Annotated in this window: 25 protein-coding genes; 14 read left to right on the top strand and 11 right to left on the bottom strand. The window is 39.0% G+C overall.

Annotation, left to right across the window (positions count from 1 at the left end):
- Positions 1-7: 7 nt before the first annotated feature.
- The 13 genes from rplF (at position 8) to ESZ36_RS17720 (ending at position 7,919) form a co-directional block, all read left to right on the top strand.
- A complete protein-coding gene (gene rplF / locus ESZ36_RS17785; RefSeq protein ID WP_146790335.1) occupies positions 8-541 on the top strand; it encodes a 50S ribosomal protein L6 in 534 nt (177 codons plus the stop codon).
- Positions 542-550: 9 nt separating this feature from the next.
- A complete protein-coding gene (gene rplR / locus ESZ36_RS17780) occupies positions 551-904 on the top strand; it encodes a 50S ribosomal protein L18 (protein WP_033094749.1) in 354 nt (117 codons plus the stop codon).
- Between the two features lie 9 nt (positions 905-913).
- Positions 914-1,423 carry a 30S ribosomal protein S5 gene (gene rpsE / locus ESZ36_RS17775; protein WP_033094750.1) on the top strand — a complete coding sequence of 170 codons (510 nt, stop codon included), beginning with the start codon at positions 914-916 and terminating at the stop codon, positions 1,421-1,423.
- A 6-nt stretch (positions 1,424-1,429) separates the two neighbouring features.
- Positions 1,430-1,609 carry a 50S ribosomal protein L30 gene (gene rpmD, locus ESZ36_RS17770; RefSeq protein WP_033094751.1) on the top strand — a complete coding sequence of 60 codons (180 nt, stop codon included), beginning with the start codon at positions 1,430-1,432 and terminating at the stop codon, positions 1,607-1,609.
- Positions 1,610-1,611: 2 nt separating this feature from the next.
- Positions 1,612-2,046 (top strand): 50S ribosomal protein L15, encoded by a 435-nt coding sequence (gene rplO, locus ESZ36_RS17765; RefSeq protein WP_011041470.1) that lies wholly within the window; start codon positions 1,612-1,614, stop codon positions 2,044-2,046.
- 6 nt (positions 2,047-2,052) lie between these two features.
- A complete protein-coding gene (gene secY, locus ESZ36_RS17760) occupies positions 2,053-3,390 on the top strand; it encodes a preprotein translocase subunit SecY (RefSeq protein ID WP_146790333.1) in 1,338 nt (445 codons plus the stop codon).
- 30 nt (positions 3,391-3,420) lie between these two features.
- On the top strand, positions 3,421-3,534 hold the full coding sequence (rpmJ, locus tag ESZ36_RS17755; RefSeq protein ID WP_011041472.1) for a 50S ribosomal protein L36: 114 nt from the start codon (positions 3,421-3,423) through the stop codon (positions 3,532-3,534).
- Positions 3,535-3,685: 151 nt separating this feature from the next.
- Positions 3,686-4,042, top strand: a complete 357-nt coding sequence (gene rpsM / locus ESZ36_RS17750) for a 30S ribosomal protein S13 (RefSeq protein WP_011041473.1) — start codon at positions 3,686-3,688, stop codon at positions 4,040-4,042.
- A gap of 13 nt (positions 4,043-4,055) precedes the next feature.
- Positions 4,056-4,445 carry a 30S ribosomal protein S11 gene (rpsK, locus tag ESZ36_RS17745; protein WP_011041474.1) on the top strand — a complete coding sequence of 130 codons (390 nt, stop codon included), beginning with the start codon at positions 4,056-4,058 and terminating at the stop codon, positions 4,443-4,445.
- A gap of 32 nt (positions 4,446-4,477) precedes the next feature.
- On the top strand, positions 4,478-5,098 hold the full coding sequence (rpsD, locus tag ESZ36_RS17740) for a 30S ribosomal protein S4 (RefSeq protein WP_011041475.1): 621 nt from the start codon (positions 4,478-4,480) through the stop codon (positions 5,096-5,098).
- A 25-nt stretch (positions 5,099-5,123) separates the two neighbouring features.
- The gene (locus tag ESZ36_RS17735; RefSeq protein ID WP_011041476.1) at positions 5,124-6,113 is read left to right on the top strand and encodes a DNA-directed RNA polymerase subunit alpha; all 990 of its coding nucleotides are present in this window, start codon (positions 5,124-5,126) and stop codon (positions 6,111-6,113) included.
- Positions 6,114-6,156: 43 nt separating this feature from the next.
- Positions 6,157-6,561, top strand: coding sequence for a 50S ribosomal protein L17 (gene rplQ, locus ESZ36_RS17730; protein ID WP_011041477.1), 405 nt, complete (start codon positions 6,157-6,159; stop codon positions 6,559-6,561).
- A gap of 458 nt (positions 6,562-7,019) precedes the next feature.
- Positions 7,020-7,919 carry a phosphoribulokinase gene (locus ESZ36_RS17720; protein ID WP_011041478.1) on the top strand — a complete coding sequence of 300 codons (900 nt, stop codon included), beginning with the start codon at positions 7,020-7,022 and terminating at the stop codon, positions 7,917-7,919.
- A 273-nt stretch (positions 7,920-8,192) separates the two neighbouring features.
- Here the strand turns inward: ESZ36_RS17720 and ESZ36_RS17715 are convergent, their stop codons facing one another.
- The 11 genes from ESZ36_RS17715 to ESZ36_RS17665 all read right to left on the bottom strand — a co-directional run bounded on the left by ESZ36_RS17715 (position 8,193) and on the right by ESZ36_RS17665 (position 21,411).
- Positions 8,193-10,073: a tetratricopeptide repeat-containing diguanylate cyclase gene (locus ESZ36_RS17715; RefSeq protein ID WP_146790331.1), complete on the bottom strand. Its 1,881-nt coding sequence runs from the start codon at positions 10,071-10,073 to the stop codon at positions 8,193-8,195.
- Positions 10,074-10,297: 224 nt separating this feature from the next.
- Positions 10,298-11,056 (bottom strand): adenosylmethionine decarboxylase, encoded by a 759-nt coding sequence (gene speD / locus ESZ36_RS17710; RefSeq protein WP_146790329.1) that lies wholly within the window; start codon positions 11,054-11,056, stop codon positions 10,298-10,300.
- A 14-nt stretch (positions 11,057-11,070) separates the two neighbouring features.
- Entirely contained in the window at positions 11,071-11,475 is a 405-nt protein-coding gene (locus ESZ36_RS17705) for an OsmC family protein (protein WP_146790327.1), read from the bottom strand.
- Positions 11,476-11,955: 480 nt separating this feature from the next.
- Positions 11,956-12,300, bottom strand: coding sequence for a DUF3802 family protein (locus ESZ36_RS17700; protein WP_146790325.1), 345 nt, complete (start codon positions 12,298-12,300; stop codon positions 11,956-11,958).
- 134 nt (positions 12,301-12,434) lie between these two features.
- Positions 12,435-13,577 (bottom strand): succinylglutamate desuccinylase, encoded by a 1,143-nt coding sequence (gene astE / locus ESZ36_RS17695; RefSeq protein WP_146790324.1) that lies wholly within the window; start codon positions 13,575-13,577, stop codon positions 12,435-12,437.
- On the bottom strand, positions 13,578-15,056 hold the full coding sequence (astD, locus tag ESZ36_RS17690) for a succinylglutamate-semialdehyde dehydrogenase (RefSeq protein WP_146790322.1): 1,479 nt from the start codon (positions 15,054-15,056) through the stop codon (positions 13,578-13,580). It lies immediately after the preceding gene.
- A gap of 99 nt (positions 15,057-15,155) precedes the next feature.
- Positions 15,156-16,172, bottom strand: a complete 1,017-nt coding sequence (gene astA, locus ESZ36_RS17685) for an arginine N-succinyltransferase (protein ID WP_146790320.1) — start codon at positions 16,170-16,172, stop codon at positions 15,156-15,158.
- Between the two features lie 93 nt (positions 16,173-16,265).
- Positions 16,266-17,477: an aspartate aminotransferase family protein gene (locus ESZ36_RS17680; protein WP_146790319.1), complete on the bottom strand. Its 1,212-nt coding sequence runs from the start codon at positions 17,475-17,477 to the stop codon at positions 16,266-16,268.
- A gap of 401 nt (positions 17,478-17,878) precedes the next feature.
- Positions 17,879-19,024 carry an HDOD domain-containing protein gene (locus tag ESZ36_RS17675; RefSeq protein WP_246129157.1) on the bottom strand — a complete coding sequence of 382 codons (1,146 nt, stop codon included), beginning with the start codon at positions 19,022-19,024 and terminating at the stop codon, positions 17,879-17,881.
- A 106-nt stretch (positions 19,025-19,130) separates the two neighbouring features.
- On the bottom strand, positions 19,131-19,730 hold the full coding sequence (locus tag ESZ36_RS17670) for an anthranilate synthase component II (RefSeq protein WP_146790317.1): 600 nt from the start codon (positions 19,728-19,730) through the stop codon (positions 19,131-19,133).
- A gap of 478 nt (positions 19,731-20,208) precedes the next feature.
- Complete coding sequence (locus ESZ36_RS17665; protein WP_146790315.1) at positions 20,209-21,411, bottom strand: alginate export family protein; 1,203 nt, start codon at positions 21,409-21,411, stop codon at positions 20,209-20,211.
- 374 nt (positions 21,412-21,785) lie between these two features.
- On the opposite strand from ESZ36_RS17665, the gene ESZ36_RS17660 reads away from it, so the two are divergent.
- Positions 21,786-22,013, top strand: coding sequence for a glutaredoxin family protein (locus tag ESZ36_RS17660; protein WP_146790313.1), 228 nt, complete (start codon positions 21,786-21,788; stop codon positions 22,011-22,013).
- The last annotated feature ends 132 nt before the right edge of the window (positions 22,014-22,145 follow it).

Raw genomic sequence — 22,145 nt, 5'->3', positions numbered from 1 at the left:
GAATAATATGTCTCGTGTTGCAAAAGCACCTGTCGTTGTTCCTGCTGGCGTTACCATTACGTTATCAGGTCAAGACATTACAGTTAAAGGTCCAATAGGCGAATTATCTCGCACGATCCATAGTGACGTTGTTGTTTCTCAAGAAGAAAACAATATCATTACTAATATCGTTGCTGATGTTAAAGGCGCTTGGGCTCAAGCCGGTACTACACGTTCTTTAATCAATAATATGGTTGAAGGTGTTAGTAAAGGTTTTGAAAAGAAATTAGTTTTACAAGGTGTTGGTTACCGTGCCAAAGCTGCTGGTAAGTCTTTAGATTTATCTTTAGGTTTTTCACACCCAATCAAACATGCGATTCCTGAAGGAATCACTTGTGAAACTCCTAGCCAAACTGAAATTACACTGAAAGGTTGTGATAAGCATTTAGTTGGTCAAACCGCTGCGAACATTCGTGCATACCGTAAACCTGAGCCTTATAAAGGTAAAGGTGTTCGTTATGTTGATGAATACGTTCGTCGTAAAGAAGCTAAGAAGAAGTAGGGTAATACTATGGATAAGAGAACATCTCGTTTGCGCCGCGCTAAACGCGCTCGTGCAAAAATTAGCGAGTTGGGTGCGAATCGTTTAGTTATATTCCGTACTCCTCGTCACATTTACGCTCAATTGATCGCGCCAACTGGTTCTGAAGTAATCGCATCTGCGTCTACTTTAGACAAAGAAGTTGCAGCTCAAATTGAAAAAACAGGTAATGTTGCAGCAGCAACTGCAGTAGGTAAAGCAATCGCTGAACGTGCTGTAGCAAAAGGTATCTCTAAGATAGCTTTTGATCGCTCTGGTTTCCTTTACCACGGTCGCGTAAAAGCGTTAGCAGAAGCAGCTCGTGAAGCTGGCCTTCAGTTCTAAGGGTTTATAATGGCTAATCATAATCAAGAAAACTCACAGCAAAGTGATATGGCTGAAAAGCTAATTGCAGTTAACCGCGTTTCAAAAGTGGTTAAAGGTGGTCGTATTTTCAGTTTTACAGCACTAACAGTAGTTGGTGACGGTAACGGTCGTGTTGGTTTTGGCTACGGTAAAGCACGTGAAGTGCCTGCTGCAATCCAAAAAGCAATGGAAAAAGCACACCGTAACATAGTAAACGTAGACTTGAAGGGTACTACTCTTCAGCATGTCATTATTGGCAAGCATTCTGGTTCTAAAGTTTACATGCAACCAGCTTCTGAAGGTACAGGTATCATCGCCGGTGGCGCGATGCGTGCAGTACTTGAAGTTGCAGGCGTTCAGAACGTATTGTCAAAAGCATACGGTTCTACTAACCCAATCAACGTAGTTCGCGCTACTGTTTCTGCCCTAGTGAATATGCATTCACCAGAAGGCATGGCAGCTAAACGTGGCAAGCGCGTTGACGAAATTTTGGGGTAATTGAGCATGTCTAAAACAGTTAAAGTAACTCAATTAAAAAGTTCTATCGGTCGTTTACCGAAGCATAGAGCTACATTAAGAGGCCTTGGTCTACGTCGTATCAATCATACAGTTGAGTTAGAAGATACTCCATCTGTACGTGGTATGATTAACAAGGTTTACTATATGGTTAAGGTGGAGGATTAATTATGCATTTAAATACTTTATCCCCTGCACCGGGATCTCACAAAGCTAGAAAACGCTGTGGTCGTGGTATTGGTTCAGGCATCGGTAAAACTGGTGGTCGTGGTCATAAAGGTCAGAAGTCTCGTTCTGGCGGTAGTGTACGTCCAGGTTTTGAAGGTGGTCAAATGCCATTGAAACAACGTTTACCTAAATTTGGTTTTACTTCACGTAAATCTTTAGTTCGCGCTGAAGTTCGTTTACACGAATTAAACCTTATCACTGGTGATGTTGTTGATATCCATGCACTTAAAGACGCTGGCCTAATTACACGTAATATCGTAGCTGTTAAAGTTATGTTATCTGGCGAAATTACTCGTCCAATTACATTACGTGGTATTGCAGTAACTAAAGGCGCACAAGCAGCTATTGAAGCTGCTGGTGGCAAAGTAGAGGAATAATACACAATGGCTACACCAGGAACGGCTACCTCACAAGGTAGTAAGGGCGCAGGCGGTTTGTCTGAGCTTAAACAAAGATTATGGTTCGTATTCGTTGCCTTAGTTGTGCTTCGTTTAGGGTCTTTTGTGCCAATCCCTGGTATTGACGCCGCTGTATTAGCTCAGTTCTTTGAACAACAAAAGGGCACTATCGTAGAGATGTTTAACATGTTCTCCGGTGGTGCACTTGAGCGAGCCTCAGTGTTGGCACTTGGTATTATGCCGTACATCTCAGCTTCGATTATTATGCAATTGCTTACTGTGGTTCATCCCGCAATGGCAGAGCTTAAAAAAGAAGGTGAAGCTGGACGACGTAAAATCAGTCAATACACACGCTACGGCACTTTAGTTCTAGCAACAGTACAATCGATAGCGATTGCCAGAAGTTTACCGGAAATGATGCAAGGTCTTGTTATAAATGCAGGCTTTAGTTTCTATTTCACCGCAGTAATTAGTTTGATCACGGGTACCATGTTTTTAATGTGGTTAGGTGAGCAAATTACTGAACGCGGTATCGGTAATGGTATTTCGATTATCATTTTTGCAGGTATTGTTGCTGGCATGCCATCCGCGGTTGGTCAAACAGCTGAAATGGCGCGTCAAGGTGAATTGCACTTATTAGTATTATTGCTTATAGGCGTTGTGGTATTTGCAGTAACTTTCTTAGTAGTATTTGTGGAACGTGGTCAACGACGTATCGTTGTTAACTACGCTAAACGTCAGCAAGGCCGTAAGGTGTTTGCTGCACAAAGTACTCATTTACCTTTGAAAGTGAATATGGCTGGTGTTATACCGCCAATCTTTGCCTCAAGTTTAATCTTGTTTCCAGGCACGCTTGCGAGCTGGTTTGGTCAAGGTGACGGCCCTGTCGCTGACTTCTTACAAGGTGTTTCAGGAGCTATGTCTCCAGGACAACCTTTGTATGTGATGATGTTAGCGGGAGCAATTATATTTTTCTGTTTCTTTTACACGGCTCTTGTTTTCAATCCGCGTGAAACTGCAGATAACTTGAAAAAGTCAGGTGCGTTCATTCCAGGGATTCGTCCGGGTGAACAAACATCCAAATATATTGATAAAGTCATGACACGTTTAACCCTTTGTGGTGCGGCGTATATTACCTTTGTCTGTTTGGTTCCACAGTTTATGATCATGGCATGGGACGTACAGTTCTATTTCGGCGGGACATCTTTATTGATTATCGTAGTAGTGATTATGGACTTTATGGCACAAGTACAAACGCATATGATGTCTCATCAATATGACAATGTACTTAAAAAAGCGAACTTGAAAGGCTATGGTCGTTAGACCGAGTCGATTTAGTTAACGGAGTATAAAATGAAAGTACGTGCATCCGTAAAAAAGATTTGTCGTAATTGTAAAGTGGTAAAGCGTAAAGGCGTAATTCGCGTTCTTTGTGTTGAACCAAAGCACAAACAAAGACAAGGTTAAGCTTAGCTTTTAATCTAATATCTTTTAGAAGTGGCATTATGTAGATTTATCTGTATAATGCCGCTTCGATTTGCAGAAAAAGAGAATGGTTGGGTATCCTAACGGGCTTTCCAACCAAAGTAATTTTAATTATAAATAGGAGATGTGATTAGTGGCCCGTATCGCTGGCATTAACATCCCTGATCGTAAGCATGCAGTAATCGCCATTACTGCGATTTACGGTATCGGAGCTACACGTGCGAAAGCAATTTGTGCAGCTACTGGTATCGCTGAATCAACGAAGATCAGTGAACTAGACGAAGCAAAAATAGATTTGCTACGCGCTGAAGTGGATAAATTTACCGTTGAAGGTGATTTACGCCGTGAAGTTTCAATGAACATTAAACGTCTTATGGATTTAGGTTGTTACCGTGGCATTCGCCATCGTCGCAGTCTTCCTCTACGTGGTCAACGCACTAAAACAAATGCGCGTACCCGTAAAGGCCCTCGTAAGCCAATTAAGAAGTAAGAGGAACTAGACAATGGCTAAAACACCAGTTCGTACGCGTAAACGCGTAAAAAAACAAGTTGCTGATGGCATGGCTCATATCCATGCTTCTTTCAACAACACAATCGTGACTCTTACAGACCGTCAAGGTAATGCGTTATCTTGGGCGACTGCCGGTGGTTCAGGTTTCCGTGGTTCACGTAAATCTACTCCATTTGCTGCGCAAGTAGCTGCAGATCGCGCAGGCGCTGTTGCAAAAGAGTTTGGTTTGAAGAATATTGAAGTGTTCGTAAAAGGTCCAGGTCCAGGTCGTGAATCTGCTATCCGTGCCTTAAATGCTGCTGGTTTTAAAATCACCAACATTACTGACGTAACACCTATTCCTCATAATGGTTGTCGTCCTCCGAAGAAACGTCGCGTTTAAGCGCTTTTTTTTAGGATAGTTGGAGAAAGAAAATGGCTAGATATTTAGGTCCTAAGTTAAAACTTAGTCGCCGCGAAGGTACAGATTTGTTCCTTAAAAGCGGTGTTAGAGCAATTGACACTAAATGTAAAATCGAAACAATACCAGGTCAGCACGGCGCCCGTCGCGGTCGTTTGTCAGACTATGGTGTTCAACTTCGTGAAAAACAAAAAGTTCGTCGTATTTTTGGCGTGCTAGAAAAACAATTCAGTAATTACTACAAAGAAGCGGCACGTCAAAAAGGCAACACAGGTGAAAACTTGTTACAGCTTTTAGAGACTCGTTTAGATAACGTAGTTTACCGTATGGGTTATGCAAGCACTCGTGCTGAAGCCCGTCAATTAGTTAGCCATAAGGCTATCGTGGTAAACGGCGTTGTAGTTAATATTCCATCTTTCACTGTTAAAGCTGAAGATACTGTTTCTGTTCGTGAGAAGTCTAAAACTCAAGCGCGTATTATCGCTGCTTTAGAATTAGCTGATCAACGTGAGAAACCACTTTGGGTTGAAGTAGATACTAAGAAGCTTGAAGGCGTTTTCAAACGTGTTCCAGATCGTGCTGACTTATCTGCCGAAATTAATGAACAGTTGATTGTTGAACTTTACTCTAAGTAGAGTTGCACTTTAAGAGAGGACATATATGCAGGGTTCTGTAACCGAATTCCTTAGACCACGCTTAGTTGGCATTGAAACCGTTAGCCCTCGTCGTGCTAAGGTAACTTTGGAACCACTAGAACGTGGTTTTGGTCACACTTTAGGTAATGCGTTACGTCGTATTCTTTTATCTTCAATGCCGGGTTGTGCCGTAACTGAAGTTGAAATTGACGGTGTTTTACATGAGTACAGTAGTAAAGAAGGTGTTCAAGAGGACATCATCGAAATATTGTTAAACCTTAAAGGGCTTGCAGTTATTTTAGAAGGCAAGAATGAAGCCGTTCTTACCGTAACTAAGTCTGGTGAAGGCCCTGTAACGGCAGCTGATATACAACATGACGGAGATGTAACAATTGCAAATCCTGATCATGTTATCTGCACCTTAACAGGTGAAGGTTCTATCAGCATGCGCATTAAAGTTGAAATGGGACGTGGTTATGTTCCCGCTTCTGCGCGCCGTGATGCCGAGGAAGAAGATCGTGCTATTGGTCGTTTGTTGGTTGACGCCTCATTCAGCCCAGTAGTTAGAATTGCTTATGATGTTGATTCTGCACGTGTTGAACAACGTACAGATTTAGACAAATTAGTTTTAGATATGGAAACCAATGGTACATTGGATCCGGAAGAAGCTATCCGTCGTGCTTCAACTATTCTTGCTGAACAGCTTGATGCGTTTGTTGAACTTCGTGATATCAAAGAAGTAGAGCAAGTGGAAGAAAAACCATTGTTCGACCCAATCTTGCTTCGTCCTGTTGATGATCTAGAATTAACTGTTCGTTCAGCTAACTGTTTAAAAGCAGAAGCAATTCAATACATTGGTGATTTAGTACAACGTGCTGAAGTGGAGCTTCTTAAAACGCCTAATTTAGGTAAGAAGTCTCTAACTGAAATCAAAGACGTGTTAGCGTCGCGTGGTTTGTCTCTAGGCATGCGCCTAGAAAACTGGCCACCTGAAAGCATTGTTGACAACGACTAGTTCGATCATCATTTTTTTAATAGTTAGAGAGAAGGATTAACTTATGCGTCATCGTCAAAGCGGTCGCCAGTTAAACCGTAATAGCAGTCATCGTCAAGCGATGTTCCGCAATATGGCAAGCTCTTTAGTTAAGCACGGCGTTATTAAAACGACTGTTGCTAAAGCTAAAGAACTACGTCGTGTTCTTGAGCCACTGATTACATTGGCCAAGACCGACAGTGTTGCAAATCGCCGTTTAGCGTTTGCTCGTACACAAGATAAAGAAGTAGTAGGTATTTTATTCAACGAACTTGGTGCTCGTTACCAAGAACGTCCAGGTGGTTATACTCGCATTTTAAAATGTGGTTTCCGTACTGGTGATAAAGCGCCTATGGCATATATTGAATTAGTAGACCGCCCAGTAGTAGAAGATGCTCCTGAAGTAGTTGAAGAATCAGCCGAAGCATAAACGAAAGTTTATACTTCAATTAAAAAACCGAGCTTAGGCTCGGTTTTTTATTGCCTAAAATTTGTTAAACATATTTTCCATGGTTTATACCCAGCCACTTGAAGATACGGTTTCAAGTCGTCTGGTCTAATCGTGATCAAGGCACTTTATTATACTAATGGTTATTCCCATACAAAATGGGATAACGAAGAAGATGATTTACTCTGACGCATCCGCAGGACTGGCGTTAGAAACGCTTTATGCTACGTTATGGATTTCGACAAGAAAACAACCATTCTCTTCAATCAATGTAATGCCTAAAAGCATTTCTAATTCCAGCTGAATTCTGCAGCTTTATGTGGCTTGGGTATAGTGACTATGTAGACTTCATCGTTAAACTTGTCGCTTTCTTCCTTGACCTAAACGTAAATTCACCGTATAAAATATCTATTGTACTTTAGTTTATTCTTTGAGCCTTTATGTCGTCACGAAATCCAATCATAGCAGTCACTGGCTCATCAGGAGCAGGAACATCAACAACGACTGCTTCCTTTGAGCATATCTTTAGAACACTTGGTATATCCTCTGTCAATGTTGAAGGTGATAGCTTTCATCGCTTCTCACGACAAGAAATGGATATGGAAAAGCGTAAAGCAAAAGAAGCACGGAAAAATATCAGCTATTTTGGTGATCTTGCTAATGACTTTAGTGCGTTAGAGAAACAATTTCGTGATTATAGTGAAACAGGTAGAGGACAAATTAGACGCTATTTACATACGTTTGATGAAGCGGTTCCGTACAATCAAATGCCTGGTACTTTTACCCCATGGGAAGAGTTTGGTGAAGGTACAGACTTATTGTATTACGAGGGGCTTCATGGAGGTGTAGTAACCAAGGACAATGATGTAGCTAAGCATGTCGATTTACTTATCGGAATGGTTCCGATTGTTAATTTAGAGTGGATTCAAAAGATTATTCGCGATACCAATAAGCGTGGACATTCAAGAGAAGCGGTAACCGCAAGCATCGTTCGCAGTATGGAAGATTATATCTCTTTCATCACGCCCCAGTTTTCTCGAACTCATATTAATTTCCAACGAGTGCCGACTGTAGATACCTCAAATCCATTTAGTGCTAAGGCAATCCCAAGCTTAGACGAAAGTTTTGTTGTTATTCGCTTTCGTGAAGTTAAAAATGTAGATTTTCAGTATTATCTTCGTATGATTGACGGTTCATTTATGTCGCGAATTAATACCCTTGTAGTTCCTGGTGGAAAAATGGGTCTAGCGATGGAGTTAATTTTAACACCGCTAATTCGTGACTTGATGGATCGTAAAAACCAAGCCAACAAACAATTAGACTGGATGAGCGATTTATAAAGCTCCTTTCTACAGCTTACTCATTTATGTGATCTCAGTAACGAAGTGGTTGCACATGATATCCACCAGTATATTTAATAGCTGAGGAGGTATTAGCGGGCACTGTAACCAATAATGTAGAGCCTTTCGTAGCACCAAAATCAGAACAACGTTTTGAAGAGGTATTAAGGCGAACACTCGGAGCAAACAAGTGCTCTACAATCATGCGTTACGTAAAAGCGCTTTTTCAAAAGAAAAGTACTGTTATTTACTGTCTAATTTGAGTCAATATAATCAACAGGTCTTTACATGATTACGACCAGCTGCCTTTGCTTCATAAAGCGCTTTATCAGCTTTTAATAATAGTTCTGATAAATTTTTCTCTTCTTGATAACTAACAACACCTGCACTGACTGTTTGTGTTAAATCGTTTGAAATTATCGACCATTCATACTGCTCAATGGTAGTCAAAAGCCTATTAGCGATAGATAACGCTGTGTCTATGTCAGTATCAGGTAGTAAAATTATAAACTCCTCCCCTCCGACACGACCGACAATGTCACCACTTCGAATGACGTTAGATGCGATATCGGCGAGGCAAATTAAGACTTGATCACCAATATAATGACCTAATTCATCATTCACTAATTTAAAGTAATCAGCATCAAAGAAGATTAACGAGAATGGTGTTTGGTTTCTCTTACTGAAAGTCAGGAATTTTTCAGCCTGAAAGTAGGTTTCTCGCCGATTAGCTATTTTCGTTAATTCGTCAGTAAAGGCGAGTTTTTTAAATTGGTGTTTATGATGCATTTGCTTATATGCAAATATTGACACCAAGATTAATATAATACCGACTAAGGTGATTATGATGATTTGCATCGTCTTATTACGTTGCAACATGCTCAATTGCATTTCTTTATCTTTAGCGTGTTGAACCAGTAAGGTATTCTCGTGTTTAATCCTATCAGTATCAAAACGAGTTTGTAATTCAGCATTGAGTTTAGTAAGCACACTTTTATCTTGTGCCAAATGAACGTGAAGGTGGTTTCTTAATGCAAGGTAGGCATCTTGCCAACTTTTATCCGCCGCATAAATGTTACTTCTAAGTAAATGTACTTTACTCAGACCACGTTGATTCTTATCGATTATGAAGGCTTCTTCAGCGTTTTGTAAAGCGTGTAAACTGGCGGGGTAATTGTTAAGTTTAAACTGTACATTTGCTAAATATAATTGTAAAAAACTATAAGGGGCATTGAACTCAGGTGTGATCGTATTTTCTGCTTGTTGTAATAAAATTAGCGCTCTGTTGTATTGGCCTAATGATATTAGGTTATTGGCGATGTTTATCGACATATCGGCCGAAATTACCGGCTGTTTATTGACTAGAAATTGCTGGCTTACTCGATAACGGGCGTTGGCTTCATCTAATTTTTTTAATTGCTCTAGAGAAGAAGCTATTTGAATGTTTATGTCGTTGGCTTCAAATATTTTGCCTTCTGTTTTATAAATCTCTTCTAACTGTAATTGATATTTTAAAGCTGTTTTTGCATCACCAAACCGTCGATAACTGGTTGCTAATTCACCTAGATTTATATTGGCCCAATAGGTCAACTTAAGGGACTCATAGTGATTTTGTGCAGTCAGTAAATCTTCTAGGGATGCGGAGTAATTACCTTGATAAGAGTGCAGAGTGCCTCGTTGACTATGTCCATGGGCAATCAATAGCGGTGCTTCAATGGTGTATGCTTGGTTAATTACGTTAGTTAAATCTTGGAGTGTAGTATCGACTTGACCTAATAATCGTTGATAGCTTGTTTTACATAACGTTAAATCAATTGTTATTTTTGATGGAATGTACGGGCTGAATATATCAAGTTGTTTATTTGCGTATGATATTGCTCCTAATATTTGTTCGTTTGTCTCAGCTTTTTGATTCCAACATTTTGCACGTATATATTCTTTTTGACGCAGGAAATCATCGGTAGCAATTGCAGTTTTTAATTCTTGAAGTAAGCTATCTGCTTGTTGCGGGGATGCTGGTTTGTTAGTTTTAAATAATTCGATGATGGCATCAGCGCGTGTGTTTTCATTAGCGTTAACGGATATACAGAAAAAAATACTACTAATGTAACTGACAATAATTAAAAAAGTGACAAAACATTGCTTAATTAACAATAAATACTCCTATACCATAATGATTAACGCACTATACCATCATAGAAGTTAAACGGTTCTGTTTATCCTGTAAGGCCCTAGGAATGCGGACCATATACGGAGTGTAATAATTGCTAGTGATGTGTGATTACTTAAAGCTGAAGACATCAAGAAAAATAAATCGTTAGAAGCCTTTTAGCCTTTATGGAAGAGGTAACATTTATGACTTCGTTGGGGTACGTGAATTATTTACCCATAAAAAGTTCATTTAACTCTAATGCTAGTTGTGCTTTGATTTGCATTTCATCCAGCGCTGATATTTGATGTTTACCAGAGGGCGAATCAACATGGAAAACATGTTTGTTCAATTCAATTGACTGTCTTACTAGCTTACAGTGAAACAAGTTATGGGTGGTCATAACACTGTCTTTGACCTGATACTTCTTAAGTGTATCAGTGGTTAAATGATCACTGATTTGAGTTATATCATGGTCACAGAAGTGCTTTTTACCGTCTTGATCGCGAGTCATGCCTCTAACACGATAATCTATATCGATAACATCCGCTGAAAAAGCCTCAATCACATAATCTAATACTTTTAAAGGCGATATAATACCGCAGGTTGATAATTCAATATCAGCTCTAAAAATGGCTGTGCCACTTTTTGCGGTTTCCTCTGGGTAGGTATGAATACATAAATGGCTTTTATCTAGATGAGCCACTAAAGATTCTGGTTTTGCTTCTTCAGAAATCATTAAGGTCACACTCGCTCCTTGTGGAGTGTAATCTTGGCTTGCTATATTTAGTACATTACCACCGATAGCGTGACAAACTTTAGTAAGCAGAACTTCAAGCAGTGAGCTGCTATAGGTTTGATTGATGTAGGTGTTATAACTACCAACGGACTGAGTCGATGGTAAATAATGTACCCTGTATAGCGAAAAGCTTAGACTTTTCGTTAAATTATTAAAACCATACAGGGGGATTTTATTGTCAGTATGCATAAGGATTAATAACTTTACTGGGCAACAATTTCAAAATCGTGAGTAATGTCAACGGTAGCATTTAACATTAAGGCGACTGAACAATATTTGTCTGCTGATAAGTTTACTGCGCGCTCAACATGCTTAGCAGCAACATCTGATCCAGTAATAACAAAATGAAGATGAATTTTTTCAAATAATGCAGGTACGCTATCAACACGAGTACCAGAAATATCGACACGACAACCGATTATGCTCTGTCTCGCCTTTTGCAATATGCTAACTACATCTACCGAAGAACATCCACCCAGAGATATGAGTACGCCTTCCATAGGGCTAGGGGCTAAGTTGCCACCATTTGCATCTAAAACCATGGTGTGGCCACTTTCTGAGGTGCCCATGAATAACTCTTCGCCTAACCATTTTACTTGTGCTTTCATAATCGACTCTATTGATACCAAATGGACTGATGTATTGATTACTTAGCGAGAATTAAAAGGCTTAGAGGCTAGGAATTGATTGAAGAGAATAGTTATTCTATTGTCAAAATCAATAACGTCGCTTGTAAGCTTTTTAAACTCGTCCTTCGGAAGTTCATTAGGAAACAGACAACATCAGAAAATGAATGAAATATAGAATAACTATGTTTCACTCATTTTACTTGTTTTAAGCTTACTAATGTAACTCTAAACTGACCAATAAATTAATCCGTTTGGTATTATTATTAATATATAGGGATTCTATCGAAGTTGAAGCACCATCACCAGTCGTTATGTGTAATAGAGTTTCTCGTTGGAGCGAGCGCTGCAATGGTAAGGCTAACTATACCCATTTTACTTGAATATTTTGGGTTCTGCTTGAATTAGAAACGCCATCAGGCGGAACGGATATAAGAGGTAATTGCTAGATTAACTAATAAGCTAACCTTTATGAATAACGGTATCAAAGAGGTTTTTGATTAAACCTGCAAATTCTTTTATAAAGGCTTGTTGCGCAGCATTAACTGGATTATTGATAACGCCTGATAGGATTTCTTCAAGATCGTAAACGATAGCATCTACTTCTCGAATAATGGCATTACGTTGATTAAAAGTCAGGTCTTGGTTCTGACTGCAGACACTAATGATTTGGTCACACAATTCTACTTCAATAGCTGACATTACCGTTTCAGTAGCTTGAGCAGGTGCTTTTGAGTTTTCAAATAGACTGAGATGTTCGGTAAGATATTCAATTATTTGAATGTAACCGTCAGTGTCTGTAACCATAATATTTTGGCTTACCTGTGTAAATTATTAGTACTTTTGTTTGAGTATAGCAGGAAGTTTAGTGTTTTTAATGGGTGTGAATCAATAGCCCTTTATTTGATGATAAAAGGCATTAAAAGATAAGAGCTACTAGTTTACTGCAGTGTTGTAGGGACAACCATTAACACAGCACGTTGACCATTACCGACATTGGCATTAGGGAATACAATGCTCTCTCCAGGAAGAGTAGTGCGATATTCTTGATTTTTATCAGTAGACAATAGTGTACCTACTGGATAGTTAGTAAAGTTACTCGCTTCATCAGCAACATAAAGTTCAAATTTATCACTTACTTTAGTGATATCACCTAACGCTTCAAATAAATTGAAATCGTTATTATCGAAGCTTTTCAGCGTGATTTCTTCATCGCTAACCAGTGCACTCAAATTGTTTGTCATGGCTGTAAAATTTGCCATATCGTTTTCACCAAAGGGTCTTACTTTACCCAGCTCAATAGTAAAAGCATGAGCGGCAAAGTTGGCACTACTGAAGTAGGAGAATGTGCCACTGGGTCCATGACCGAATAAGATAGTGTTAACACCACAGCTAGCCATGAAGCTTAACTGTTCTTTATTCCATGGTTTACCAGCTTGGTAAGGATAAATGGCAAACTTTTCATATTTAGAATTTCGAATAGCAGTATGTAAATCGTAGTGGTAATTAATCACATCACCATCACTAGCATCACCATTAAAGAAATCACTAACGTAACCTTCTAATTTTTCTGCACGATATTTTTCAAAGCAAGGGTCTATCTCTTGGTGCTTACCACAGAATAAGCGATTTAAATTTTCAGTTTGAAAGCGCTTTGCGATATTCATAGAAACAGGGTTACCCATAATTAATAGGGTTCTGTGCTTCACTTGAATTTTTTGCGCAATAATGTCACTAATCAATTGTTGCACTATTTCAATCGGCGCAGTTTCATTACCATGAATGCCCGATGAAATAATAATACTCTTACTTGGCGTTGCCGAATTTTTTTTAACCAATTCAGGCTCAACATTTTCAGGTTCAATTAATAGAACACCGGTATCGAGTAAGCTAACTTTCGCTTGCTTGACGTTAAAACTTAATTGGTTTTCTGCGCCAGTTTGGATAAAGCCCTGTTCAAACTGGCGAGTTAACGCGATAAAGTCACCTTTTGCAATAAATTGGCGATAAGCTTGGGTAAAGCTATCACTGGTAATATCGGTAAGGTTTGGTGTTTCTAGTGTAAGAGTATTATTGTTTTGCATTTAGAATTTTATACCAGGAGTCAATGTTGCAGGTAAGCTCACTTTTTCTGCTTCAACTGAGGCAATTGGGTAAGCACAATAATCAGCAGCATAAAATGCGCTGGCTCTGTGGTTACCACTAGCACCAATACCACCAAATGGTGCAGCGCTACTTGCGCCTGTAATTGGTTTATTCCAGTTAACAATACCAGCACGAATACGGGTAAAGAAGTGATTGTATGAATCTTCACTATCAGATAACAAACCGGCAGAAAGACCAAAGCCAGTATTATTAGCTTCATCAATCGCTTTATCGAAATCGTTGTAACGGTATAACTTAACTAGTGGACCAAAATATTCTTCATCAGGTATGTCGGCAATAATATCACTCACATCGATAATACCAGGAGAAACAAAACCAGTACCTACTTCTAGGTGTTTAAGTTCTACAACAGATGTTGCACCAAAAGCTAGCAATTTAGCTTGTGCATCAACTAAGCTTAATGCCGCTTTTTCTGAAATCATAGAGCCCATAAATGGCTGCTCTTCATCATCGTAGTAACCAATAGTTAAGTTTTTAGTTACTTCGATCAGGCGGGCTAAAATAGCATCACCTTGTTCATTAGCTTCAATGAATAAACGACGTGCACAAGTACAACGTTGGCCAGTAGTAACGAAAGCAGATTGCACAATGTCATGTACAACGGCATCAATGTCACTAACATCTTTAACAACAAGCGGATTATTACCGCCCATTTCTAGTGCAAGAATCTTACCTGGTTGACCGGCAAATTGTTCATGCAATATATGACCAGTATTAGAGCTACCCGTGAAAAACAAACCATCAATAAGTTTATGGCTGGCAAGTGCTTTACCTGTTTCTACTTCACCTTGAACTAGGTTGATAACACCTTTAGGTAAACCGGCCTGTTCCCAAAGTTTTAACATTTCTTGTGCAACACGAGGCGTTAATTCACTTGGTTTAAATACAATAGTATTACCGGCAATTAATGCTGGTACTATGTGACCATTTGGTAAGTGTCCAGGAAAGTTATAAGGACCAAAAATAGCAACTACACCATGAGGCTTATGGCGGATAAAGGCTTTAGCGCCAGGCATAGGGTTTTCAACTGTGCCAGTACGTTCGTTGTAAGCTTTAAGTGAAATAGCCACTTTAGCCACCATCGCGCCAGCTTCACCAGTAGTTTCCCACTTTGGCTTACCTGTCTCTAAGGCAATAGTTGTTGCTAACGCATCTTTGTTCTCTGCTAATAACTCAGCAAACTTTGTTACTACAGCAACACGTGCTTCTAAGCTAATATTTGCCCAGCTTTCAAATGCTTGACGAGCGCTTAAAACGGCATCGTTTACTTGATCTGTACTGGCAGTTTTACCTTGCCAAATGACTTCATTACGAGCAGGGTTAGATGAGCTAACAGCATGACCTAAGCCGGCTTGCCATTGACCATTAATAAATTGAACTGGATCTGTGTGAGACATGGTATTTCCTTCTCATTGATAGTGGTGACAGAGGCGTTCTGCTATCACCATTAGTAATTTGATGAGTGGCTAGTATTAGCCACGCTAAATAGGTAGGAGCTAATTGGCTATTATACGAACCCAGTCACCAGCACTGACCATCAATGCATCGGCAACTGATTGACTAATCACAACTTGGTTAGCCGTGTCGCGCAATGAAAGTGGTGCTTGAGTGGCTCTAAAGTCTTCAACTTTACTATTACAAATAATGTAATTATCCGTTGATTGCACTTCGTCAATGATCACTTGGCAACGCTTACTTTGGTTAACCGATCTAATATTGTTAACATGCGATTCAACCGTTGGACCCGCATCAAAAATATCAACATAGCCACGTCTTGCAAAGCCTTCCGCTTCTAATAAGCGAAGTGCAGGCACTGTTTGTGGATGTACCTTGTCAATCACGTCTTGTGCTTCTTTACTTAGCAAATTGACGTAAATTGGATACTTCGGCATTAACTCAGCGATAAATTCTTTTTTACCTATCCCAGTTAAGTAATCGGCAGTAGGGAAGTCCATTGAGAAAAAATGTTCTTCAAGCCAATTCCAAAATGGTGAGCGACCTTCATTGTCTGAAACACCACGCATTTCTGCAATAATAGTGTCAGAAAAACGCTCTTTATGTTCCGCGATAAAAAGAAAGCGGAAACGTGATAAAAAACGACCATTGTTATTTTTACGATGGCTGTCACTTAAAAATAACGTACAAATCTCACTCGCACCGGTGTAATCATTACACAGTGAAAGGGTTTCTACGGTATTGTAAATATTCAGTTCACGCGAGCTATGGACAACTTTACCTAAGTGATAATGATAAAAAGCATCATCTAAACCAACAGCAGCTTCAATACCACTGGTACCAACAACGTCACCTGTTTCGGTATCTTCCATAACAAAAAGATAGCCTTCTTTTCCCGCTTGGCTCACTTCTTTAGAAAAGGATTCTTCAGCAAGGCTAATGCGTTGTTGAAGTAATTGTTCATTTACTGGTAGTGAAGTAAAACCGTGGCCAGAATCTATCGCGATTTGGTATAGGGCTTTCAAGTCACTTGTTTTAATAGGACGTACAATGATCATAAATGCTCTCGATGAAAAGAAGTGGTAACCTGCTCAAACCCTAGCGGCAAGAACAGGTAACTATTAGCATTGACTAGGCTAGTCTCGGTTAAGTTAAACTAAGCTAGCGATAGCTTTTTCAAAACGTGCTAAACCAAGAGCAATATCTTCATCAGGAATGACAAGTGATGGTGCAAAGCGAATAATACTTGCGCCAGCAACTAATACCATAACGCCTTCGTCCATCGCAGCATTTAAAAACGCTTTAGCTTGGCCTTGGTACTTGTCGTTTAATACCGCACCAATTAACAAACCTTTGCCACGGATTTCAGAGAAAACATTATATTTAGCATTAATCACGTTTAAGCCATCAACATAAAGTTTAGCTTTAGCTTTAATACCTGCTAAAACTTCAGGCGTATTTACGGTATCTAGTACGGCTTCAGAAACAGCACAAGCTAATGGGTTGCCACCATAAGTACTGCCATGAGTACCAATTTTAAGGTGCTTAGCAATCTCAGTAGTCGTAAGCATAGCGCCGATAGGGAAACCACCGCCTAAACCTTTAGCTGAAGTTAAAATATCAGGAGTAACACCTAGATCCATATAGGCGTATAACTCACCTAAACGGCCAACACCTGTTTGTACTTCATCAAAAATTAACAATGCATTGTGTTGATCACATAAAGCGCGAACACCTTTAATGAATTCATCTGTTGGTGAAACGATACCGCCTTCACCTTGTAATGGTTCAATCATTACGGCACACGTTTTATCAGAGATTAATGCTTTTAAACTATCAAGGTTATTATATTCTGCATGGTCGATATCACCTGGTTTTGGACCAAATCCATCAGAATAAGCAGCTTGACCACCAACCGTTACAGTAAAGAAAGTACGGCCATGGAAACCTTGCTTAAAAGCAATGATTTGTGATTTATCTGCACCATGTACGTCTAATGCCCAACGACGTGCTAACTTAAGTGCAGCTTCATTTGATTCAGCACCTGAGTTACAAAAATACACTTTCTCAGCAAATGTACTATCAACTAATTTTTTAGCTAAACGTAACGCTGGTTCATTTGTTTGAACATTTGATAAATGCCAGATTTTCTCGCCTTGCTCTTTTAAAGCACCCACTAAAGCTGGGTGACAGTGACCTAAAGCACTAACGGCAATACCGCCGGCGAAATCAATATATTCTTTGTCTTGTTGATCCCACACTCGAGAGCCTTGACCGCGAACTGGTATAACCGCTGAAGGTGCATAGTTTGGCACCATAACATCATCAAATAAGCCGCGTTCAACTGAAAAATGTTCTGACATTTTTAAAATCCTCATTTATAAGTGGGTAATTTTTTAACAGCTTACTGCAAAATCTAGATAAAGCTTAATGAATATCTAATTATTGTAAAAAATAATAACAGCGAGTTAAAAAGTAGAGCAATAGTATGACAGGAAATAGTCTGCTTGTCTTGCTGTGCTAGCCTGTAGCCCAGAAGAAACAAAGGCTTAGCTAACTTTATTCATAAAAGATGAATATTTATTGATTCGGATTGTTTTGTGGAAATAAGGAAATAAGTGAGGGAGTAGGCGCTTGCTTGATGAAAGCCATCAGTGTGATTTTTTAATAATTAATCAGAAAAAAATCACGTGAAAAACTAAATGTTGAAGCAAATGAGTGACAAAATAGCGGAAGTTGATCTTTTGAGACTGTTTTTCAGGGCCTAATTGAAGTTAAGCTTAATGTGATCAATATCGCTTTTTTTCAATAGTGTTATTTCTGCAGGTGTTAAATTAACCGTACTGAGTAGTTTTTTACTTTCATCACTGTCAATTAATTCTTCTTTCGCTAGTGCTCTAAACGCGATATAGGCTTTAGCTTTGGCAACAAGTTGCGCAATAGGGTGCATTTTTTCAATACTATCGGCATAAGCTAAATCAAAAATGGGCTCGGTGATAGCAAGTCGTTTGAAATGCATTTTCTCAATTAAATCAGCCGATAGTTGTGAACTTCGCATAATTAGCTGCTCAAGGAGCAATCCTTCACTCGTCTCAATTTTTGATAAAACATTGTGCAAACGTTTGTCTTTTTTCTCAAAGGCTTCACGTACTTCTTTTTTATGCATCTCACTAAACTTTGTTAAATAGCAGCGAGTAACAGCAAGTCTGCCAATATTTGACAACATACCTGTGGTAAAAGCAGTAAATTCATCAAGGCCTTGCTCTTTGGCTAATACGCGTGAAGCCAGTGCAATGGATAAACTATCATTCCAAAGCTTACGTTTCATTAAACCGTAAGGAGCGGTACTTGTTGGCAACCAATGTTTTAGAGTAAAAGTTGGCATAACCAATTTTAAATTATCTAAACCAATATAGCTTAATGCTAGCTTGGCATCAGTAACTTGTACATCAGCACGTTTTCTATATTGTGGCTTATTCACTAAGCTAATTAGATCAATGGTTAACCAAGGTAATGAAGCAGCAAGATCCTTGATTTGGTTCACTGAAGCCGCGCTAGCAGATAAAATATCGAGGATAGCAGGGCAGGCATCTTCAATGCCTAAAATATAATGGTATAGGTGCTCTTTATTATCAAAGTCACTATTAATTTGCGTACGCAGACGACTAAAAAAATTCAGTTTAGTTTGTTTTCGAAAATGCTCTTCGCCATGCTCGGCAATAATTTTCTCTTGTTGAGCTTGTACTTCAACTGATAACAATTCTCGGCGGCGATTTTCTTGTTCGCTACCTTGATGGTCAACCATAGAGACTTTACCACTTTGCTTTTCCGCAAAATCTTTACAGATAGAGAGGCTAATAGCACGTTGGTAAACTGTGGCGACGGTTTGATTGTTTTCAAAAATCTGCATAGAGGTTTTATTGCTTACTTAAAATATAAAATTGAGCATCGAATGCGTGAAGTCTATCGCTTTAAGGTACTACTTTATCTGGCTTTACTCTAAAAAGCTCTTGTTATTAGCTTATCGGGTAATTTTTAAATTGCTTGATAAAATTTTCTAATAAACGTTGTCCTTGCTCCGTCAGTATTGATTCTGGATGGAATTGTACACTGCTAATCGGAAGGGTTTTATGTTCTAGCGCCATAATTTCATCTACTTCACCCTGTTCATTTTGGCTCCATGCCGTCATGGTGAGTTCTGCTGGTAATGATTGTTTGTTAACAATTAGAGAGTGATAACGTGTGACTTGTAATGGATGATTTAACTCAGCGAATAAACCTTGTTGATTGTGTGAAATCTTGGAGGTTTTACCATGCATCACTTTTTTTGCTTTTTCCACACTAGCACCAAAATGTTGCGCAATACATTGATGGCCTAAACACACACCTAATAAAGGTATTTTGCCGGCGAATTTTTTTACAACGTCAAGGGAGATGCCAGCCGAATCAGGATCACAAGGACCTGGAGATATAACAATATATTGAGGCGTTAACAGCTCAATTTCTTTAAGGCTAATTTCATTATTTCTATAGACAACAACCTCTTGACCTAGCGCTTGAAAATAATGCACTAAATTAAAAGTAAATGAGTCGTAATTGTCGATCATTAATAACAAAAAAAGTCGCCTCGCAGCTTATAAAATTCGCGGCTATTCTAATGCTTTTATTGGAATGGGGCAATGCAATGAGGTGATATAAACGATATACCCAAGCCATTTGAAGATGCGTGTTTCAGGACGCTTGAGCAATTCATGATCAAGGCGGCTCATTTTATTAAGGGTTATTCCCTTAAAAAAAGAGGCAACGAAGAGCATGGTTTACTCAGGTGTCCCCGCAGGGCTGGTTTAGAAACGCTTTATGCTACGTTATTGATTTCGACAATAGAATAACTATTCTCTTCAATCAATACCTTGCCTAAAGGCGTTTCTAATTCCAGCTGAAACCTACATCTACAAGTGGTTTGAGTAGAAGCTAGCAAGTTGCTAGCTTCTTATTATATTGCGTAAAGTTCTACTATTTTTAGATTAATTGGATAAGTACTTTTTTTAGTAATCATCAAAGTACGTATTTAAGCAATTATCTAGTCAGTATTATTTAGAACTTAGCCGTCATTTGAACCCAAAGTTTATTGGTATCAGTTGGGGCTATGCCTGAATCGCCTTCGCTGTAGTTAGCGGCTTTAACTAAAACACCGTAGTTTTTGTTAATTTGGTAAGTGGCAACTAAATCTATTTCGTTACCAAAATCAATGCTACCTTCATCAGATGAGAAATCATGGTAAGTTGCAGCCCATTTAACTTCAGACACTTTACCTTTGGCAGTTAAATAAACATCTTGTAGACCTTCTTTTGGCGTACCTAAGAATTTATCAGCCCAACCGTTGAATTTATGCTTAGTTGCTAATGGTGTGTTAAATGCAACTTTACCATCATCACTACCCAATAATTCATAACCACCTAAAACAGTTACTTTACCAAAGTTATAACCGGCTTCAGCATTAATATACATTGCTGAATAGCTCGTTGGGTTATCACCATTGTCGCTTTGACTCGCTAGGCTAGCATTTACTAAGAACTTACCAAACTTGCCATTATATAGTGCACCTACTGTGCTGCTAGAGTTTTTATAGTTAGCTACAGCATCATAGTCTAGAAGGTAAGCAAAACCCGCTAATTTATGACTTTTGTTAATGTTGTACTTAGCATTAACTAAATGGAATTCACCTTTTACATCGGCAGCAGTAATACTATTGATGTTATGGATGTAGCTATAGTCAACTGAGAAAGCATTAGCTTTATATTGTGCGCGAACTCCATCATATGTTTGTTCATTTTGACGCCAGCCTACACCACCAACAAAACGTTGATTGTTGTGTAAAACACGTTGGCGACCAACTACGGCACTAAAACCACTATTCGCGTACTTGATAAAAGCTTGGTTTACATCAGTACCTTGTGGATCAGCAACTACTGGATATTCAGTGTTACCATTAGTTTTACTATTGTAGTCATCTACTAGTGCATCTACTTTATCAACTTCTAAACCTAGTGAGAAATTGCTGTAACTGCCAGTATTCACAGTGATGCGACTTTTAAGCGTTAACGCTGCAGCCTTTTTGTCTATACCGTCTTGATCTACGCCTTCATAACGAGCACGTAAATTAACTTTAACTGTGCTTTCACTTAACGCTTCAGTAATGCTGTTGCCGTGTTCTGTTTCACCAGCAAAGGCGGTAGGAGCTGCTAAAATAGCTGCACTGATTAATGATAAGGTAAACTTATTTACTAATGTTTTCATAATAATATCCTAATTTCATGTTTTTAAGAGGGTACGTTAACTTTATTATTATTATTGCTATAGGTAACTGATGGGGGGGAGTTTTGCATTGCATCAGATTGAATAGTTTGATTTAAATCAAATTGTTAATATATGTATTTTAATAGGTTTACTAACTTGATTTAAATCAAGCTTAGCTCCAACTTAAGTGTAGATTCTTATTGTTGGTACTCTTCTGGCTTAAAATTTTTGCACAACGATAATTGTGCTTAAGAAAGTGTTACCTAGTTAAGCGCAGCTTAGGATAAAATAGCAAACATTATGCCACGCTTATCACGTTAACAGAGTAGACCAGATTCTTAATATAGCTAGGTCGAAGTAACTAAGGTAAAAAAATGAAAAGAGTTGTCTTGTATACCACTGAAAAGTGTCCTCATTGCCAAACGGCAAAACGTTACCTTGAACAACAAGGTATTGCTTTTAGGTTATGTAATATTAAAACGGCAAAAGGACAAAAAGAGTTCGCAGCCACTCGCCTTCGCGGTGTACCTGTGCTGAAAATAGGTGATCAGCTGCTTAACGGCTTTTCAGTACAAGCGTTTACCGAAATGTACAATAGCTAAAGTTTTTTAGTCGTCTGCTCCCTAGATTATTCCCCCTCTTTAACACTCCACTTATTCTCACCCCTACATTGCACCAGATGATCTCAGTGGGGGGGATATTCTGCACGCTCTTGGTGCGAGTAAAGCGACCTC

The sequence above is a fragment of the Colwellia demingiae genome, assembly GCF_007954275.1.
Classification (GTDB): domain Bacteria; phylum Pseudomonadota; class Gammaproteobacteria; order Enterobacterales; family Alteromonadaceae; genus Colwellia; species Colwellia demingiae.
Note: the sequence above shows the minus strand (reverse complement) of the source record. Positions and strands in the feature narration are given on the sequence as shown.

Bases quoted from the DNA above. Each gene is read 5' to 3' on its own strand.
- rpmJ (WP_011041472.1), top strand. From the start codon at position 3,421: ATGAAAGTACGTGCATCCGTAAAAAAGATTTGTCGTAATTGTAAAGTG.
- rplO (WP_011041470.1), top strand. From the start codon at position 1,612: ATGCATTTAAATACTTTATCCCCTGCACCGGGATCTCACAAAGCTAGA.
- rplQ (WP_011041477.1), top strand. From the start codon at position 6,157: ATGCGTCATCGTCAAAGCGGTCGCCAGTTAAACCGTAATAGCAGTCAT.
- ESZ36_RS17705 (WP_146790327.1), bottom strand. From the start codon at position 11,475: ATGAAAGCACAAGTAAAATGGTTAGGCGAAGAGTTATTCATGGGCACC.
- rpsD (WP_011041475.1), top strand. From the start codon at position 4,478: ATGGCTAGATATTTAGGTCCTAAGTTAAAACTTAGTCGCCGCGAAGGT.
- rplF (WP_146790335.1), top strand. From the start codon at position 8: ATGTCTCGTGTTGCAAAAGCACCTGTCGTTGTTCCTGCTGGCGTTACC.
- ESZ36_RS17660 (WP_146790313.1), top strand. From the start codon at position 21,786: ATGAAAAGAGTTGTCTTGTATACCACTGAAAAGTGTCCTCATTGCCAA.
- astE (WP_146790324.1), bottom strand. From the start codon at position 13,577: ATGCAAAACAATAATACTCTTACACTAGAAACACCAAACCTTACCGAT.
- ESZ36_RS17665 (WP_146790315.1), bottom strand. From the start codon at position 21,411: ATGAAAACATTAGTAAATAAGTTTACCTTATCATTAATCAGTGCAGCT.
- rplR (WP_033094749.1), top strand. From the start codon at position 551: ATGGATAAGAGAACATCTCGTTTGCGCCGCGCTAAACGCGCTCGTGCA.
- astA (WP_146790320.1), bottom strand. From the start codon at position 16,172: ATGATCATTGTACGTCCTATTAAAACAAGTGACTTGAAAGCCCTATAC.
- ESZ36_RS17735 (WP_011041476.1), top strand. From the start codon at position 5,124: ATGCAGGGTTCTGTAACCGAATTCCTTAGACCACGCTTAGTTGGCATT.
- secY (WP_146790333.1), top strand. From the start codon at position 2,053: ATGGCTACACCAGGAACGGCTACCTCACAAGGTAGTAAGGGCGCAGGC.
- astD (WP_146790322.1), bottom strand. From the start codon at position 15,056: ATGTCTCACACAGATCCAGTTCAATTTATTAATGGTCAATGGCAAGCC.
- speD (WP_146790329.1), bottom strand. From the start codon at position 11,056: ATGCATACTGACAATAAAATCCCCCTGTATGGTTTTAATAATTTAACG.
- ESZ36_RS17680 (WP_146790319.1), bottom strand. From the start codon at position 17,477: ATGTCAGAACATTTTTCAGTTGAACGCGGCTTATTTGATGATGTTATG.
- rpmD (WP_033094751.1), top strand. From the start codon at position 1,430: ATGTCTAAAACAGTTAAAGTAACTCAATTAAAAAGTTCTATCGGTCGT.
- ESZ36_RS17700 (WP_146790325.1), bottom strand. From the start codon at position 12,300: ATGGTTACAGACACTGACGGTTACATTCAAATAATTGAATATCTTACC.
- rpsE (WP_033094750.1), top strand. From the start codon at position 914: ATGGCTAATCATAATCAAGAAAACTCACAGCAAAGTGATATGGCTGAA.
- rpsK (WP_011041474.1), top strand. From the start codon at position 4,056: ATGGCTAAAACACCAGTTCGTACGCGTAAACGCGTAAAAAAACAAGTT.
- ESZ36_RS17675 (WP_246129157.1), bottom strand. From the start codon at position 19,024: ATGCAGATTTTTGAAAACAATCAAACCGTCGCCACAGTTTACCAACGT.
- ESZ36_RS17720 (WP_011041478.1), top strand. From the start codon at position 7,020: ATGTCGTCACGAAATCCAATCATAGCAGTCACTGGCTCATCAGGAGCA.